The following is a 16513-nucleotide window of genomic DNA, read 5'->3' on the forward strand; positions in this document are numbered from 1 at the left end:
TATTTGTAAAACCCTTACTAGTTATCTAGTAAGGGTTTTTTGTTTTTGGGTTGAACCAAAACTACTGCAAAACTTAATGCCTATAAAAACTATTCAAAATGTTTAGTTTTTATAGGCTTTTTGATTAATTCAGATAAAAAGCACTCACATCACTTTTTCCTTGATACTATAAAATTAATTAAATTGTAAGGTTATTTTTACTGAATTGTGCTTCTAGGAACTTAACAAAGCAACAAAAAAAATCTATTTATTATTTTACTGCCTTAAAAGATAATACGGTTTGTTGATTTGAGAATTTTATAGTAGACCTATCAAATCACTTATAAAAAAGAATGTTTGTTACTTTTTCTTCTTAAACATACTATCTAAAATAGTATTGATTCCTAGGAATAAGAATACTACAGCTGCAATACAAAGTATAAATGCGATAATTAAAAGTGGAATATATAAAGGCTTATCATTATTATCCAAAGCTAAATGTAATAATGTTGGACCAGTAAACATTAAGCCTAAACAGACTCCAAGGCGTTTAATTCCTTTTACTAAAATGTCCTTGTCTGTTCGGTTATTTTCGTCCATGAGATATACTGTCTCTTACGTTGTTATATTTATTTAATAAAACAGATGCTTCTGATTTTGATATATTTAACTCACTCATAATCATATTTACAGCTCTATTAACTAATTTATTATTACTTAGTTGCATATCTATCATTTTATTGCCTTTTACTTTTCCTAATTGAATCATTGTTGAAGTAGTAATCATATTTAGTACAAGTTTTTGAGCTGTACCAGCTTTCATTCTAGAACTGCCTGTTAAAAACTCTGGCCCAACAGTTACTTCAATCGGAAATTTTGCAGTTAGGGCTAATGGACTTTGTTTGTTACATGTTATGCAACCTGATATGATATTATTTTCATTACATTTCTCTAAAGCACTAATTACATAAGGTGTTGTACCTGATGCTGCAATGCCTATTACAACATCGTTACTCGTAATGTCGCGTGCTTTTAAATCTATCCAACCCTGAGTGATTGAATCTTCAGCATTTTCAACTGCTTTCCTGATTGCATTGTCACCACCAGCAATTATACCTATAACTAGCTCATGAGATACACCAAAAGTAGGGGGACATTCAGATGCATCAAGAATGCCTAATCTTCCGCTTGTACCAGCTCCCAAATAGAATAAACGTCCTCCATTTTTTAATTTAGCAACAACTTGTTTAATAAGTGCTTCAATTTGGGGTAATGCTTTCTCAACAGCTAATGGTACTGTTTTGTCTTCGTTATTTATATAAGTTATAATCTCGTGAATTGACATTTCTTCAAGATTATTATAGTTGGAATCTTGTTCTGTTGTTTTTGTATAATTCATGCCTTAAAGATAAGAAATAATTATGGCGGATTTGTAAGGTAATAATTGAAAATGTTTAAGTCTTCATTCAATTTAATTGATTCAATTGTATATTCCTTATTTTTGCAAAAAAAAAGATGACATTGTCCATTATAGAAAAATTAGAATGGCGTTATGCAACAAAAAAGTTCGATGTTGCAAAAAAGCTTTCTGAAGAGAAATTGAAAATCTTAAAAGAAGCCTTTAACTTAACGGCACTATCTTATGGATTACAAACTTTAAAAATGGTTATTATTGAAGATAAAGATATAAGAGAAAACCTCTTGCCACAATGCTTTAATCAACGCCAAGTTGTTGATTCTTCACACTTATTGGTACTTTGTATTCAGAATGAAATTGATGAAAATGATGTTAATGAGCATTTTAATTCAATAAAGGTGATAAGAGATACTCCAGATTCAATTTTAGAACCATTTAAAGAACAAATGAAGTCTACAATTTCTAACATGACAACTGCCAAGAAAATTGATTGGGCAACTAAACAAGCTTATATTGCTTTAGGAAATTTAATGACTGTCTGTGCTATAGAAGAGATTGATAGTTGTCCAATGGAAGGTTTTATTCCAAAAGAAGTTGATAAAATACTACAATTAGAAGTACATGGATTAAATTCTGTTTTAATGCTTCCGGTAGGATATAGAGCTGATGACGATATGTTTGCTGGCTTTAAGAAGGTAAGAAAACAATTATCTAAAACTATTATAGAATTGTAATGTTTTTACTCAAACGAAAACCTTCAAAACATTATATTTGTTAGTATAATTTCAACAATTATTTTTATTAAAGCTTATGCCAGGATTCGAGTTATTTAGTGATTTAGAACGAAAAGAAGTTCATGATGTGTTAGACAATGGTGTATTAATGCGCTATGGTTTTGATGGTATGAGAAATGGCCATTGGAAAGCCAAAGCATTAGAATCTGAATTATCAAAAACATTTCAATCTAAACACGTACAATTAGTGTCTAGTGGAACGGCTGCTGTTTCAGTGGCATTAGCTTCTGTAGGTATTGGTGCAGGAGATGAGATTATTATGCCAACGTTTACATTTGTGGCGAGTTTTGAAGCTATAATGATGCTTGGTGCAATTCCTGTTTTAGTTGATATTGATGATACTTTAACATTAGACCCAAAAGCTGTTGAAGCAGCAATTACTCCAAAAACAAAAGGAGTTATGGTTGTGCAAATGTGTGGTAGTATGGGAGATATGGATGCTTTGAAAAGTGTTTGTGATAAACATAATTTAATATTTGTAGAAGATGCTTGCCAAGCTATTGGTGGTTCTTACAAAGGGCAACCTTTAGGAAGCATTGCAGATTTAGGTTGTTTTTCTTTCGACTTTGTAAAAACAATTACTTGTGGAGAAGGTGGAGCAGTAGTGACTAATAATAAAGACTATTATATTAATTCCAATCATTACAGTGATCATGGTCACGACCACATCGGAAACGATAGAGGTGCAGAAACGCATCCATTTTTAGGCTATAATTTTAGAATTTCAGAACTGCACGCAGCAGTTGGTTTGGCGCAAGTGAGACGATTACCAGAGTTTATTGCTATTCAGAAAAAAAACTATTCTATAATAAGAGATGCTTTATCTCAAATATCCGAAGTGACTTTTAGAAGAGTTCCAGAAGGAGGTGAAGAAAGTTATGCGTTTTTAAATTTCTTTTTACCAGATGCAGAGTCAGGATTAAAAGTGGCAGAAGCATTTAAAACAAATGGTATTGATGTCTGTTGGAATTATTACCACAACAATTGGCACTATATTAGAAAATGGGATCATCTAAAAGAGTTGAAATCATTGTTTCCCATTTCTAAAGAAGTAAAAGAAGGTTTACAGTATCTAAAAACAAAAACCTTTGAACAATCGGATCATTTCATTGCACGAAATATATCATGTTTAATTAAACTGTCTTGGACGGAGGAAGAGGTTAAGTTGAGAGCTGAGAAAATGGTGAAAGTTATTATGGAGCATATTTAAGGCCTGAACTTTTTTTGCTTATTCGATGAGGATAATAAATAAATCTTAGGCAGTTATTTTAGCTTCTTATTTTCTAAGTCTTCAAGCTAGAATAATAACTTTATAAAGATTACCACTCATTTATAAGATATGTAACACTTAATGTTACAATAATTTTAAGGTTAATTGTTTGTTTTTCATATAATTGCTTATATTTAATTCACCAACCTTTTTGTTTTTTATGAAGTATCTAAACATCTGTTTTTTGTTTCTTTTTAGTTATTATTCTTTCGGACAAAAAAATGTGATGGTTAACGATTTACCAGAACAAGATTCTATTGTTTACCAAAACTTAAAACAACAGTTTGCCAAGTATATTAATCCAGCACCTGATAGTGCGTTGATATATGTTTCAAAGATTAAGCAGTTTAGTTTAGATAGAAATTATTCAATAGGAATTGTTGAAGCACCTTATTTTAAAGCTTTTTATTTTAAAAGAATTCAAAAGTTAGATTCCGCTGTTTTGTATTTTGATACGGCTTCTAAGTTGGCCAGAAAATATAAATATCAGCGTGGTATTACACTGTCGCAAAATGGTCTTTGCCGTATTTATTATTTTTTAGGACAATCGGAGAATGCAATTGATGCATGTTCAGAATGTTTGGAAGTAGCCTTAGAAATGGACGATTTGCCCATCATTACAGATACTTATACAGCCTTTGGAAATATCTATAGCAGACAGAATAATATGAAAATGGCTATTCATTATTATTTAAAAGCGGACTCTATACACAGTAAAACACCACAACGACCAGATATTATTGCGGCTACATACCAAAGTTTAGGTACTATATATGAAGAACTTAAAGATTACGATACAGCCATTGCGTATTTTAAAAAGGCAAATGATGAATTTAAAAAGATTCCTGCCGATGTTACTTTTTATCTAAATACTACAGATTTACATTTAGGTTCGGCTTATTATCATAAAGGGAACTTTGAATTAGCAGATAGTTTATTACAAAAAACTTATGCCTATTTTAAAGAGATAAAAGAAGAAGGTTCTTTGGCAAGGATTAGCACTTATTTGGGATTAATTCGTTTAAATAAAAATGACTTAAACCAAGCCGAACAGTATCTAACCGAAGGTTTTAGGTTAAATAAAGATAAACTATTTAGCTATGAAACTGCGCTTACGGCTTTAGAACTTGGAAAACTGTACATTAGAAAAAATGAGCCTCAAAAGGCTATATATTATTTAAACCAAGTATTGTCAAATTACAATGATGACGAAAATACGTTGTTACAACAAGAAACCTCAAAAAGTCTTTCTGAAGCTTACGCCTTAAATAACAATTATACCAAAGCCTACGAGACTTTAGAACAGACTTATAAACTTAAAGACTCATTAAGTAATATTCACAATTTGGCTTCTATTAGAGAAATAGATACTAAATATCAAACCGAAAAGAAAGAGCAACAAATAACTTTGCTAAAATCGCAAAACGAAACAATTGAACAACAAAAACAGAATCAGAAAACCTTACTTTTAAGTGGTATTGGTATTGTTACCATTGCAAGTATATTTCTTTATGTTCTTTACCGTAATCGTAAAAAAACCAATACAAAATTAAAAGAAATAGATGCACTAAAATCCAACTTCTTCACTAATATTTCGCATGAGTTTCGCACACCATTAACATTAATTTCTATGCCTATTGAAGATATGTTATTGGACGAAACGCTTTCAGATAAAAAAAGACAACAATTTACTGTTGCTAAGCAAAATTCAGAGCGTCTTTTAGAGCTAGTTAATCAATTATTGGATTTATCGAAAATAGATGAAGGCCATTTGAAATTGCATATTCAACAAGGTAATGTACTGCAACTTATTTCAGCATTAAGTGAGTCTTTTTCCTATTATGCAAAACAGAAAAATATAACTTATAACATTGATATTGCTCAAAGTTCTGAAGCCTTTTGGTTCGATAAAGACGCTGTCGAGAAAATTACAATTAATCTCCTTTCTAACGCATTAAAATATACACCAGAAAATGGAACTGTTACTTGCAAGGCATATATAGAAAATAACAAATTATTTTTAAAAGTAACGAACTCAGGAAAGGGTTTAACACCTTATGAATTAAATAACATTTTTGAACGTTTTTACCAAACCAATGAGCATAACCAAGGTTCAGGAATAGGTCTGTCTTTAGTTAAAGAATTGGTTAGCTTGCATTATGGAGATATTGAAGTGCAGAGTATTCAAAATAAAGAAATTTCATTTAACCTAAACATATCAATTGACAAAAACAGTTTTAAGAACGATACAATTGTAATTAAATCGAATAATAAAATTGAAAAAGGAATACCACTGTTAACTAACATTATTACTGAAAGTGACGAGGAATTTAAGGATAGTGAATTACCAATACTATTAATTGTTGAAGACAATGATGACTTACGAAACCTTCTAAAACAATCTTTCGAAGATAATTATAATGTAATCACAGCACCTAACGGAACAATAGGTGTAGAATTGGCTTTAGAGCACATTCCAGATTTAATAATTTCAGATATTATGATGCCAGAAAAAGATGGTATTGCATTAACAAAAGAATTAAAGAGTGATGAACGTTCTGCACATATTCCAATTATTCTGTTAACCGCAAAAGCAGAAGTCGAAAGCCAGTTTACAGGTATAGATATAGGTGCCGACGATTATATTACCAAACCTTTCGATAAAAAATTACTTATACTTAAAGTTGAAAAACTAATTGAATCTAGAAAACAATTACAATTACGTTATAGTCAAGAATTGGTGTTATTACCAAAAGATATTGCCATATCTAATTTAGATGAAAAATTTCTTGAGAAAGTTCAAATCACTTTAGATAAAAGTCTTGTTGATCCTTCTTTTAATGTCACGGAGTTTTCCAAAACAGTAGGTATGAGTCGAATGCAATTGCATAGAAAATTAAAAGCGCTTACTGGCTTATCTACAACTGAGTTTGTACGTTCTCAACGGTTAAAATTAGCCGCAGATTTACTTAAAAAGAGTGATGCCAATGTTTCTGAGATTGGTTATACAGTTGGTTTTAATGATCACTCTTACTTCACCAAATGCTTTAAAGAAATGTATGGTTGCTCACCAACAGAATTCATTTCTAAACAATAACATTTTTATTATCTCTACTATTTTATCGCTTATTAAAGGTTTGTAACACTTGTTATTACTAGGATGTTACATATCTTATAGTTTTTGTTACATGTCTTATAATTAAGTTGTTAAGTCTTATTTAGTTTTACAGTTGTATTAAACTCCCTTTTATACTAACTAAAATTTTAACCCTTATTTAATAACTCTATGAAGATAGAAAAGCTTGTAGGTGCTATTGAAAAATTACCTTCAAATAAAATATTCATAAATGTTAACCATTTAGAAAAAGGCATCTATGATTTAAACATTGTGCATAAAAATAAAATTATTAAAAGCACGCATTTTAGCAAAGAATAAAATTCTATAAAAGTCATAAATTAATAAATCAATCACCATGAAAAAATTAGCTATCATTTTCAGTTTTTGTTTAATCACCATCATCTCATATGCTCAAGTTGGTGTTGGTACTACAAGTCCAGATGCGTCTTCTGCATTAGATATTACATCTTCAGATAGTGGATTGTTAATACCTCGTGTTAGTATAGTTAATGTTAACAATAATACAACACCAATTGCAGCACCTGCAATAAGTTTATTAGTTTGGAACACAAATGCGTCAGTAATAGGAGGTAGTGGAGCAGGTTATTATTATTGGAGCGGAACAGCTTGGACACCATTATCAACTTTAGCAGTTACAGCTAATAATGGATTAACACTCACTGGGAATAATGTGCAATTAGGAGGTTCGCTTTTAGGAACCGCGACTATCATTGATGTAAATAATGCGGATATCCGATTTGATTTAAATGCAGCGGGTGATTTTGAAATTCATGATCTTGGTGTGAAACATTTTTCTGTTGAAGATAGTGGTGAAACGCATTTTGGTGGATATACGCATTGGAGAGATGAAAGTACATCTGGCACAGCCTTAGCAAGTTTAACAGATGGTGGTGGCACAGGAAACGATGGTGTTTTTACACTATACAGAAATGGTTTTACACAACATATACTTGATGGTGATGGAATTACTGTCTTCAATGAAACAGGTATCGATCAAGATTTTAAAATTGAGTCTAATAACGATGCTGATATGTTTTTTGTAAATGGAGGAACGGATAGAATTGGTATTGGAGACAATGTTCCTGCTGCAAAACTAGAAATTAATACTGGTGATAATGAAACAGCATTAAGAGTAACAAAATCAACAGGAGATACTAATGCTGCCTATATATATAATAATGGATCTAGTTATGGATTATATATAAATAATTATAATTCTTCCGCTTCTGCTGCTGGCTTAGCTGTTATAGGTAGATCTGATAACCAGTATGCTCATGGTATAACTGCGGTTTCTGATGGTTATTATGCCAATGTAGGTATGGTGACAGGAGGAGGCGAAACAATTGATACTGGTGTTACGGGAATAAATGCAGGTGCTGAAGTTGTAGGAGTACACGGTAGAGCTAACAATTCTAATTTAGCTACCACTGATAAAATGGGTGGGTTCTTTAATGTTTCGTCAAGTGTTGGGAGTGTTATTCCAGCTGCTGCTGCAGTAGGAGCCGTTATAGATAATACGGTTTATAAAATTGTTGGACTTGGTATTGTTTCAACTTTGGTTAGAGACACGGATGGAGAAGAGCGCATCATGGTAGCGCCAGAGGCTCCAGAAGCATTATTTCAAGATTATGGCATAGGTCAATTAAGTAACGGTAGAGCGCTTATTAAGCTCGATCCTATTTTAACAAAAAATATAGCAGTAGATGAAGATCATCCTATGAAAGTGTTTGTTCAGTTAGAAGGGGATTGTAATGGTGTCTATGTTACCAACAAGACAGCTAATGGGTTTGAGGTGGTTGAGCTAAATCATGGTGTTTCTAATACTAAGTTTAGTTATCAAATTATCGCAAACAGAGCTGATGAAGAGCAGGGTGGAAGAGTATCAAAATATTCCGAAATGCGCTTTAAGCCTTTTGGGAGAAAATTTGTAGTAAATAAAGAAGCTATTCATGGACCAGAAGAAAAAAACGAAGGAGGAAACCATAGTGCTGTGGTCTCACAAGAAAGTAGTTCTTATATAGAAGAAGACCATAGTTTAAACCAACAAGAAGAGATTAAGTCTGAAAAGAATTAATGAATAACAGTAAAAGTTAAGATAAATAACTCAATATTTGAGAAGTTCTCATAGTTGTGAGAACGTATAGAAAGTCGCTGTAGGGAGCGGCTTTCTTATTTAATATCCTACATACTCAACAATCTCTAAACCATAACCAATCATTCCAACACGTTTGGTCTGCAAGCTGTTAGAGATTAATTTTAATTTACTAATTTTTAGATCATGTAATATTTGTGCTCCAATACCAAAATCTTTAGTGTCCATTCCTAGACTAGGAGCTTTGGTTAAACGTCCTTCAATTTGGTTCTCTTTTAATATAGCGAGACGTGTCAATAAATTTATAGACTCAGGTTGTTGGTTTATAAATATTATAGCTCCTTTACCTGCTGTATTAATAACATTAAACATGTCATCTAATTTCTGATCGGCATTATTGGTCAATGTACCAAGAATATCACTATTTACTAATGTGTTATTAACACGTGTTAAAATAGGTTCATCAGCTTTCCAAGATCCTTTTGTTAAAGCAATATGTACTTGATCGTTTGTCGTTTGTTGGTAGGCTCTTAATCTAAACTTACCAAAACGTGTTTCAATATTAAAATCTTCTTTTTTATCAATTAAAGAATCGTGCTCCATACGGTAAGCCACTAAATCTTCAATAGATACAATTTTTAGATCGAATTTTTTTGCCACATTCATTAATTGTGGCAAACGTGCCATAGTACCATCTTCGTTCATGATTTCTACAATAACACCTGCAGGTTCAAAACCGGCTAAGCGTGCAAAATCTATAGCTGCTTCTGTATGTCCGGTTCGTCTTAAAACACCGCCTTCTTTGGCAACGAGAGGGAAAATATGTCCTGGACGCGCTAATTCAAAGGGTTTTAAATCGGCCTGCACTAAGGCTTTAACAGTTTTTGCTCTATCGCTTGCAGAAATTCCTGTACTAACACCATTTCCTCTTAAATCTACAGAAATTGTAAAAGCCGTTTCCATAGGATCTGTGTTATTTCTTACCATCATGCTTAGTTCTAAATCTTCACAACGGTTTTCTGTAAGAGGTGCACAAATTAAACCACGACCATGCGTAGCCATAAAATTTATCATCTCTGGAGTCACCTTTTCTGCTGCAGCTAAAAAGTCTCCTTCATTTTCTCTATTCTCATCATCTACAACAATAATAACTTTACCTTGTCTGATGTCTTCAATGGCTTCTTCAATAGTATTTAGACTCATTTTTTTATCTGTGGTTTTAGTTATCATAGTACTTTTTTAGAGAATGTAAAGATACATTTATTTTATATTTTGAAGACAGCTCAAATAGAAGTCTTGCGAAATCTTATTTCTTAAAATGATGTATTTTAAAGGATAGAGTGGAAGCGATAATATTAAAATCAATGGGTTAATACGCTTGCCTTCTTGGTTGATGGTCTTGTAGAATTTTGAATATATAAAAGCATCAACAACTACATAAATAGCAAAAAAGATAAAAGCAATAATACTTAAGCTCAAAGAGGCTTCAGCGATCTCTGGTAATTTATTATTTTTAAAAACTAAATGAAGTAATAATAAGGCAACACCAAGAGCATAACTAATTAAACTTGTTTTGGAGTAGTCTTTATAATCCTTTAGTAAAACTCTTGCCTTAATTAGATTATCTGAAATTTCTAAACCTTCAGACTTTAAACCTTCTAAAGGAATTTTTCGCTCTAATAAACTATGTAGTGCAATCTCCTTAGGTTTTTTATCTATATCGAATTCACCTTGGCTTTTGATAATACTAATCAGTTCTTCAATTGAGTATTTTTTGTAATAATTATAAGTCTTTGTGTCACTTTCTGAAAGTTGAAGCTTATTTTTTGATGTAAATAAGCGCTTTAAAGGCACAGTAATAGCATCAAATTGAAACACGCCTTTGTCATTTGTTGCTCTAGTTGTTAAATATACACTTAACGGTAGCATAACGACTGTAGATAACCAAGCACCAATAATAGGATCAAAACTTCCTTTTTCTGCACTGTTTTTAGCAAAAATATTAAAGAAATGATACGTTAAAAATAAGACTATGGCAATAACCATAGGTAAACCTAGTCCACCTTTGCGAATCAAGGCTCCCAATGGTGCGCCAACAAAGAATAGTATGATACATGCAAATGCTAAAACAAATTTTTCGTGTAAGGCTATAATGTGATCATTCAATAAGAAAGAATCCTTTTCAAACGATTTTTCATTAGATTCTATAATCTGCCTGGTGCTATTAGATGAGTTTAAAGCTAAGTTTATAATCTGAATCTTTTGTTTGGTTGGGTAAAGATCTAATATACTTTTAGCAATATAGGTTGTTTTTATTTTTGAAGTGTCAATATTAGTACCTAAAGCCTCGTAGGTACTTCGGTTATATAAAGTGTTTGATAATGCTATATAATCTGCTTTCTTTTGGGTTTCAAGAGTGTCAATTCTTCTTTGAAGCTGACTAACATTGAGCATGGTATATTTATCGTCGAGTTGTTTTTCGTCTAAATCTTCAGAATTTAATAACTCTAAATCTACATTAAATGTGTAGTTTTTGAAATAGCTTCTTACATGAGGTTTGTTGATGTTTTTTCTGGCGTCTCTGTTAATTATTTCTTCATAATAATTTCCATTTAACAACTCAAGTTGTAAAATATTAGAATCTTCACTGCTCTTTAGTTCTCCTTCTTCTGCAATAATAACAGTGTAATTTCCTCTACGTGTGTCACTTTTTTTGTGAATAACCACTCCTTTAAGAAACTGACCTCTATCTCCAGTTTTTTCTTCAACTTTAATATTAATGTTTCCTATTTCATTAAACTGACCTTCGGCAATAGCTAAAGCAGGTTTAACTTTTGCTATATTTCTACGTAAATTATGAAAGTTATATTCTCCCCAAGGAATAACATTATTAGCAAAAAAGAAAGACGCAATACCAAGTGCAACTATAAATACACTTAAACTACGCATAGCGCGTTGCAGCGATATACCTGTAGATTTCATGGCAGCAAACTCGTAGTTTTCTGCAAAATTACCAAAAACCATAATTGAAGACAATAATATGGTAAGAGGTACAACCAATGGTATTAGCCTTGGCATATAATACAAAATGAATTTTGCGGTCACTGCGACATCTAAATCTTTACCAGCAAGTTCAGCAATGTAAAGCCAAACTCCTTGTAAAATAAAGATGAACATGAATATAATAAAGACGCTAAAAAACGTCCTTAAGAATGTGATAAGTATGTACCTATCTAATATTTTCACACAATTATGTTTTAGCCTTAATCAAATTTGAATGCACAATGCGACATAAATAAACTATTTATATGTAACATCATTAGTTTTGTTAGTGTTAATCTATTCTATTGATAAAATAGTCACTGTATTTACTTTTGTCAAATGTAAATAAGGTTTTTGAAATAGGTTGGTCGGTTTTAAAAGAATTAACAGTTAATGTTGTTTTTGTTCCGTTTTTTCCAACTTCAATTAAATTGTAAATGTGTTTTGTAGTTGCATCAATACCCAATAAAATGTGTTTTATTTCAGCATTAGTGTCAATAGGATTTAATTTTACGTACTGAATTTTTCTTCCTTTTATAGTTTGAACAATATCCATCTTGTATGCATAACCATCTTCATAGAATGATAACATTTTACTAGGAGTTATAGTACTTTCGTCTTCCGTGTTATCTGAAGAAATAGTTACTTCTTCATCTTCTGGACTAATTGTATATAGTGTTTTTCCGTCGTAGATACGAGTGACACCTAAAATATTAAGTTTGTACTTTTCACTTTCAATAACTACATCTCCACGTGTTTCTTGCTTAATATTTTCGCTTAAATTATTTAATTCGTATTTAAAGTCTAGACTAATATTTTTGTAACTTTTTATTTTAGTACTTACTTCTTTTAATAAAGTTTCTGCTTTGGTATCATTTTGTGCAAATGATGTAAATCCTAAGGTTATAAACGCTATTATAATTAAATTTTTCATCTATTAATTTATTTTGAATCTTATTTAGTTTATTCTTTTACTTTATTCTATTGTTCGTTTTCTAATAACTGATCTAAAGATGTTAAATCTGGCACTAATACTTGACGGGCTTTACTACCTTCAAAGTTACCTACAATACCAGCAGCCTCTAGCTGATCTATAATTCTACCAGCTCTATTGTAGCCTAATTTTAATTTTCTTTGTAATAAAGAGGCTGAACCTTGCTGAGCTGTAACAATTAGTTCTGCAGCATCTCTAAACAATTTATCTCTATCCGAAATATCTATATCAAGATTTGTGCCACCTTCTTCACCAACATATTCTGGTAATAAATGTGCATCTGGATATGCTTTTTGCGAACCAATAAATTCTGTGATTTTTTCAACTTCTGGAGTGTCTACAAACGCACATTGAATTCTAATAAGTTCGTTACCTTGCGTATATAACATATCTCCACGACCAATTAATTGATCTGCTCCAGAACCATCTAAAATAGTACGTGAATCTATTTTACTAGTTACTCTAAAAGCGATACGTGCTGGGAAATTGGCTTTTATAATACCTGTAATAACGTTTACCGAAGGTCGCTGTGTTGCTACAATTAGATGTATACCAATAGCACGTGCTAATTGTGCAAGTCTGGCAATTGGTGTTTCTACTTCTTTACCAGCCGTCATTATTAAATCGGCAAACTCATCTACGACCAAAACGATGTAAGGTAAAAACGCATGGCCATCATTTGGATTTAGTTTTCTAGCTTTAAATTTGGCATTGTATTCTGCAATATTTCTACAAAATGCATTTTTTAGCATTTCATATCTGTTATCCATTTCAATACAAAGTGAATTTAATGTGTTTATCACCTTAGTATTGTCTGTAATAATAGCTTCTTCACTATCAGGAAGTTTTGCTAAATAATGACGCTCAATTTTATTGAAAAGTGTTAATTCTACTTTTTTAGGATCTACAAGAACAAATTTTACTTCTGCAGGATGTTTTTTATATAATAAGGATGTCAGTACAGCATTTAAACCTACCGATTTACCTTGGCCTGTTGCACCAGCCATAAGTAAGTGTGGCATTTTTGCTAAATCTACAACAAAGGTTTCGTTGCTAATGGTTTTTCCAAAAGCAATAGGTAAATGCATTTCTGATTTCTGGAATTTCTGCGAAGCAATAACCGAACGCATTGATACTATGGTCGAGTTTTTATTTGGCACCTCAATACCAATAGTTCCTTTTCCTGGTATTGGAGCAATGATTCTAATACCTAAAGCTGAAAGTGATAAGGCGATATCGTCTTCTAAATTCTTTATTTTTGAAATTCTAATTCCTGCTTCTGGTACAATTTCATAAAGTGTCACTGTTGGACCTATGGTTGCTTTTATACTCGCAATACCAATTTTATAATTGTTTAAGGTATCAACAATTCTATTTTTATTTTCTTCTAGCTCTTTTTGGTCTATTGATATGCCTTCGTTATCGTATTTTTTTAATAGTTCTAGACCTGGAAACTGATATTTTCCTAATTCTAGAGTCGGATCAAATTGTCCAAAATCTTCAACTAATTTATCGGCTAAATTATCAGATTCTGATTTTTCTTCTTCAACCGTTTCTACCTCCATTGTTATTTCCGGAGAATCTATTGTTTCTTCTTTAGGTTCTTCTATAACTTCCATTTTTAGCTTCTCAACTTTAACTTCAGTTTTTGCTTCAGGTTTAGAATGATTGCTAATGGTTGGTTCGTTATTTTCTAAAGGGATTTCAAAGGCAGATTTTATGGCTTCAGCTTCCTCTGTTAAGTTATTATCGAAGATTACGGTTGGTTCTTTTTTGTTTTCTTCAGATTTTAAGTCTTCTTTAATAGAACTTTTGGCACGATTAAAACTCGCAGCTATACTTTCTCCTGTCACTTTAAATCTAATGGCTAAATATGCAATAAGCCCAAATGCTAGTAATAGTATAATTCCTATTTTACCTATATAATCTTGAAAAAATTGATTCATTTCAAAACCAATGGTTCCACCAAGCAGATCGTATTTATGAGTAAAAAAGCCAAATAGAACTGATAACCATATTACAATTAACGTGCCCCAAATCCAATGTTTTCTGAGCTTTATTTTATTTAAATTTAAGGTTACATAAACACCAGAAAGAAATAAGAGACCAGCAAAAATAAAGGATGGTAAACCAAAACCTTTAGTGATAAAAAATTCGCTAACCCAAGCTCCAAGTTGACTAGCCCAATTTTTATATTCTGTAGATCGCTCAGGAAAACCATTAAGTACACTTTGGTCTTCTTTCCCTGTAAAGATGAAAGATAAGAATGAAATAAACAGAAGTAAACCTAATATAATCAGGAAACTACCAAAAATTAGCTTTTGTTGGTTAGACAGTTTAAAAGAAGGTTTCTTAAACTTTACCTGCGCTTTAGCTTTTGGCTTTGCTTTAGTGGTTGTTTTCTTTTTTGTTGTTTTTTTTGCCATTTTATGCCGAATTCATTTCGGTATCTAATTCCATTTTATGGAAAAATATATTATTTATTTGTAATCTTTTGCTTCTCTAGATATGCCATTAACATAGCTTTCAATTATATCTAGGTCTTTTGCTAAGTTAGAACCTTCAAAGCCGTCTATATCTTTATTTGTGATATTACGATTATAAAATTCTAAATACGGACTTGCCAACGGTAAATAAGACCAATGCCACTTCTCAAGATTGTATCCTGTTCTTCCGTTGTCTTTGTTAGTGTAAACTTGATAAAATCCAAAATTATTAGCATTTGCATTCAGCCAATCATATATCACTTTTCCTTTTCCGCTGCTAAAATACGAATTACTTAAACTATTTAGGTCTAAATCTGTTCCCCAATGATGTCTAGACGTTGAGGGCATGGAACTGTATTCTAAAATTTTATAAGAACGATCCAATGGTTTAAGGTTATTATACTTGTTCCATTTACGTTCCCAAATCGCTTTTTGTTCATTAAAATTTCGTGTGCCAGATAATATAATCAAATCTATACCATCTATTTTAGCCGCTTTATGCATTTTTAAAAACGCATCATAAACTTCTTTGTTAAGATATAAGGTTTTGGTAGAATATGCTGTATTAACTTTAATAAATGTACTGTCTATTCTATAATCAAACTTACCTAGAACTAATGTTTTTGTGATGTGTGGTTTGGGTTTTTCAATTGCAATTACAGTGTCTTTTTTAATGGCAATCACTTCTGTAGAATTTGTTTTTTTCTCTCTCATGTTGCAACTCAGCACAATTAACACCATTGAAAATGCAGCAAAAAATGATTTCATTATAATTACTAAAAGTTTTGTTGAAATTGAAAGGCACAAAAATACAAATATGAAACGTTATTGTTAAGCGTTTGGTATGGAAACGTAGATTAAATTTGTATTGGAGTATAAAAAATAAAATAGAAAGCGTTGTAGGTTTAAAAAATCCTAGGGATGTAAATAATCCCAGCAATAATCGTAGCAATAATAGCAGCTATAAATACCGCACCAGCTGCAACATCTTTTATTAATCCTATTTTTTTGTGGTATTCAGGGTGAATAAAATCAGCGATATGTTCTACAGCTGTATTCATTCCTTCTAGGCTCATTACCAATGCAATCATTGTTAATTGAACCATCCATTCGGTTTTTGAGATTTCAAAATAGAAGCCAGCACAAGTAATAACTATTGTAATAAATAGTTGAACTTTTATGCTAGCTTCAGTTTTAATGAGTATTAGCATGCCCTTAAAAGCAAAACCTACACTTTTAAGCCTATTTACTATAAAGGATTCTTTTTTTTGCATGCAAAGGCGCTATTCTAAATCAGTTA

At 31.5% G+C, this 16513-nt stretch carries 13 protein-coding genes; 5 read left to right on the top strand and 8 right to left on the bottom strand.

Annotation, left to right across the window (positions count from 1 at the left end; all coding sequences use genetic code 11):
- Positions 1 to 339: 339 nt before the first annotated feature.
- Both ACJJVO_RS03565 and murQ read right to left on the bottom strand, forming a co-directional pair.
- Entirely contained in the window at positions 340 to 579 is a 240-nt protein-coding gene (locus tag ACJJVO_RS03565; RefSeq protein WP_405570533.1) for a DUF6095 family protein, read from the bottom strand.
- Positions 566 to 1378 (bottom strand): N-acetylmuramic acid 6-phosphate etherase, encoded by an 813-nt coding sequence (murQ, locus tag ACJJVO_RS03570; protein ID WP_405570536.1) that lies wholly within the window; start codon positions 1376 to 1378, stop codon positions 566 to 568. The genes ACJJVO_RS03565 and murQ overlap by 14 nt, the downstream gene beginning before the upstream one ends.
- A gap of 116 nt (positions 1379 to 1494) precedes the next feature.
- On the opposite strand from murQ, the gene ACJJVO_RS03575 reads away from it, so the two are divergent.
- The 5 genes from ACJJVO_RS03575 (at position 1495) to ACJJVO_RS03595 (ending at position 8673) form a co-directional block, all read left to right on the top strand.
- On the top strand, positions 1495 to 2130 hold the full coding sequence (locus ACJJVO_RS03575) for an NAD(P)H-dependent oxidoreductase (protein ID WP_405570539.1): 636 nt from the start codon (positions 1495 to 1497) through the stop codon (positions 2128 to 2130).
- Positions 2131 to 2206: 76 nt separating this feature from the next.
- Positions 2207 to 3400: a DegT/DnrJ/EryC1/StrS family aminotransferase gene (locus tag ACJJVO_RS03580; protein ID WP_405570542.1), complete on the top strand. Its 1194-nt coding sequence runs from the start codon at positions 2207 to 2209 to the stop codon at positions 3398 to 3400.
- 220 nt (positions 3401 to 3620) lie between these two features.
- Positions 3621 to 6557: a response regulator gene (locus tag ACJJVO_RS03585; RefSeq protein WP_405570543.1), complete on the top strand. Its 2937-nt coding sequence runs from the start codon at positions 3621 to 3623 to the stop codon at positions 6555 to 6557.
- A gap of 189 nt (positions 6558 to 6746) precedes the next feature.
- Positions 6747 to 6896 carry a hypothetical protein gene (locus ACJJVO_RS03590; protein WP_405570546.1) on the top strand — a complete coding sequence of 50 codons (150 nt, stop codon included), beginning with the start codon at positions 6747 to 6749 and terminating at the stop codon, positions 6894 to 6896.
- Between the two features lie 37 nt (positions 6897 to 6933).
- Positions 6934 to 8673, top strand: a complete 1740-nt coding sequence (locus ACJJVO_RS03595) for a hypothetical protein (protein WP_405570549.1) — start codon at positions 6934 to 6936, stop codon at positions 8671 to 8673.
- 99 nt (positions 8674 to 8772) lie between these two features.
- Here ACJJVO_RS03595 and ribB read toward each other — a convergent pair whose 3' ends face one another.
- The 6 genes from ribB to ACJJVO_RS03625 form a co-directional block, all read right to left on the bottom strand.
- Positions 8773 to 9921: a 3,4-dihydroxy-2-butanone-4-phosphate synthase gene (gene ribB, locus ACJJVO_RS03600; protein ID WP_405570552.1), complete on the bottom strand. Its 1149-nt coding sequence runs from the start codon at positions 9919 to 9921 to the stop codon at positions 8773 to 8775.
- Between the two features lie 30 nt (positions 9922 to 9951).
- Complete coding sequence (locus ACJJVO_RS03605; protein WP_405570554.1) at positions 9952 to 11937, bottom strand: LptF/LptG family permease; 1986 nt, start codon at positions 11935 to 11937, stop codon at positions 9952 to 9954.
- Between the two features lie 88 nt (positions 11938 to 12025).
- Positions 12026 to 12667, bottom strand: coding sequence for a LolA family protein (locus tag ACJJVO_RS03610; protein ID WP_405570557.1), 642 nt, complete (start codon positions 12665 to 12667; stop codon positions 12026 to 12028).
- Positions 12668 to 12714: 47 nt separating this feature from the next.
- Positions 12715 to 15153, bottom strand: coding sequence for a DNA translocase FtsK 4TM domain-containing protein (locus ACJJVO_RS03615; RefSeq protein ID WP_405570559.1), 2439 nt, complete (start codon positions 15151 to 15153; stop codon positions 12715 to 12717).
- 54 nt (positions 15154 to 15207) lie between these two features.
- Positions 15208 to 15981: a M15 family metallopeptidase gene (locus tag ACJJVO_RS03620; protein WP_405570561.1), complete on the bottom strand. Its 774-nt coding sequence runs from the start codon at positions 15979 to 15981 to the stop codon at positions 15208 to 15210.
- Positions 15982 to 16118: 137 nt separating this feature from the next.
- Positions 16119 to 16487 carry a diacylglycerol kinase family protein gene (locus ACJJVO_RS03625; protein WP_405570564.1) on the bottom strand — a complete coding sequence of 123 codons (369 nt, stop codon included), beginning with the start codon at positions 16485 to 16487 and terminating at the stop codon, positions 16119 to 16121.
- Between the last annotated feature and the right edge of the window lie 26 nt (positions 16488 to 16513).

The organism is Winogradskyella sp. Asnod2-B02-A (assembly GCF_045063645.1).
In the GTDB taxonomy this organism is placed as follows: Bacteria; Bacteroidota; Bacteroidia; order Flavobacteriales; family Flavobacteriaceae; genus Winogradskyella.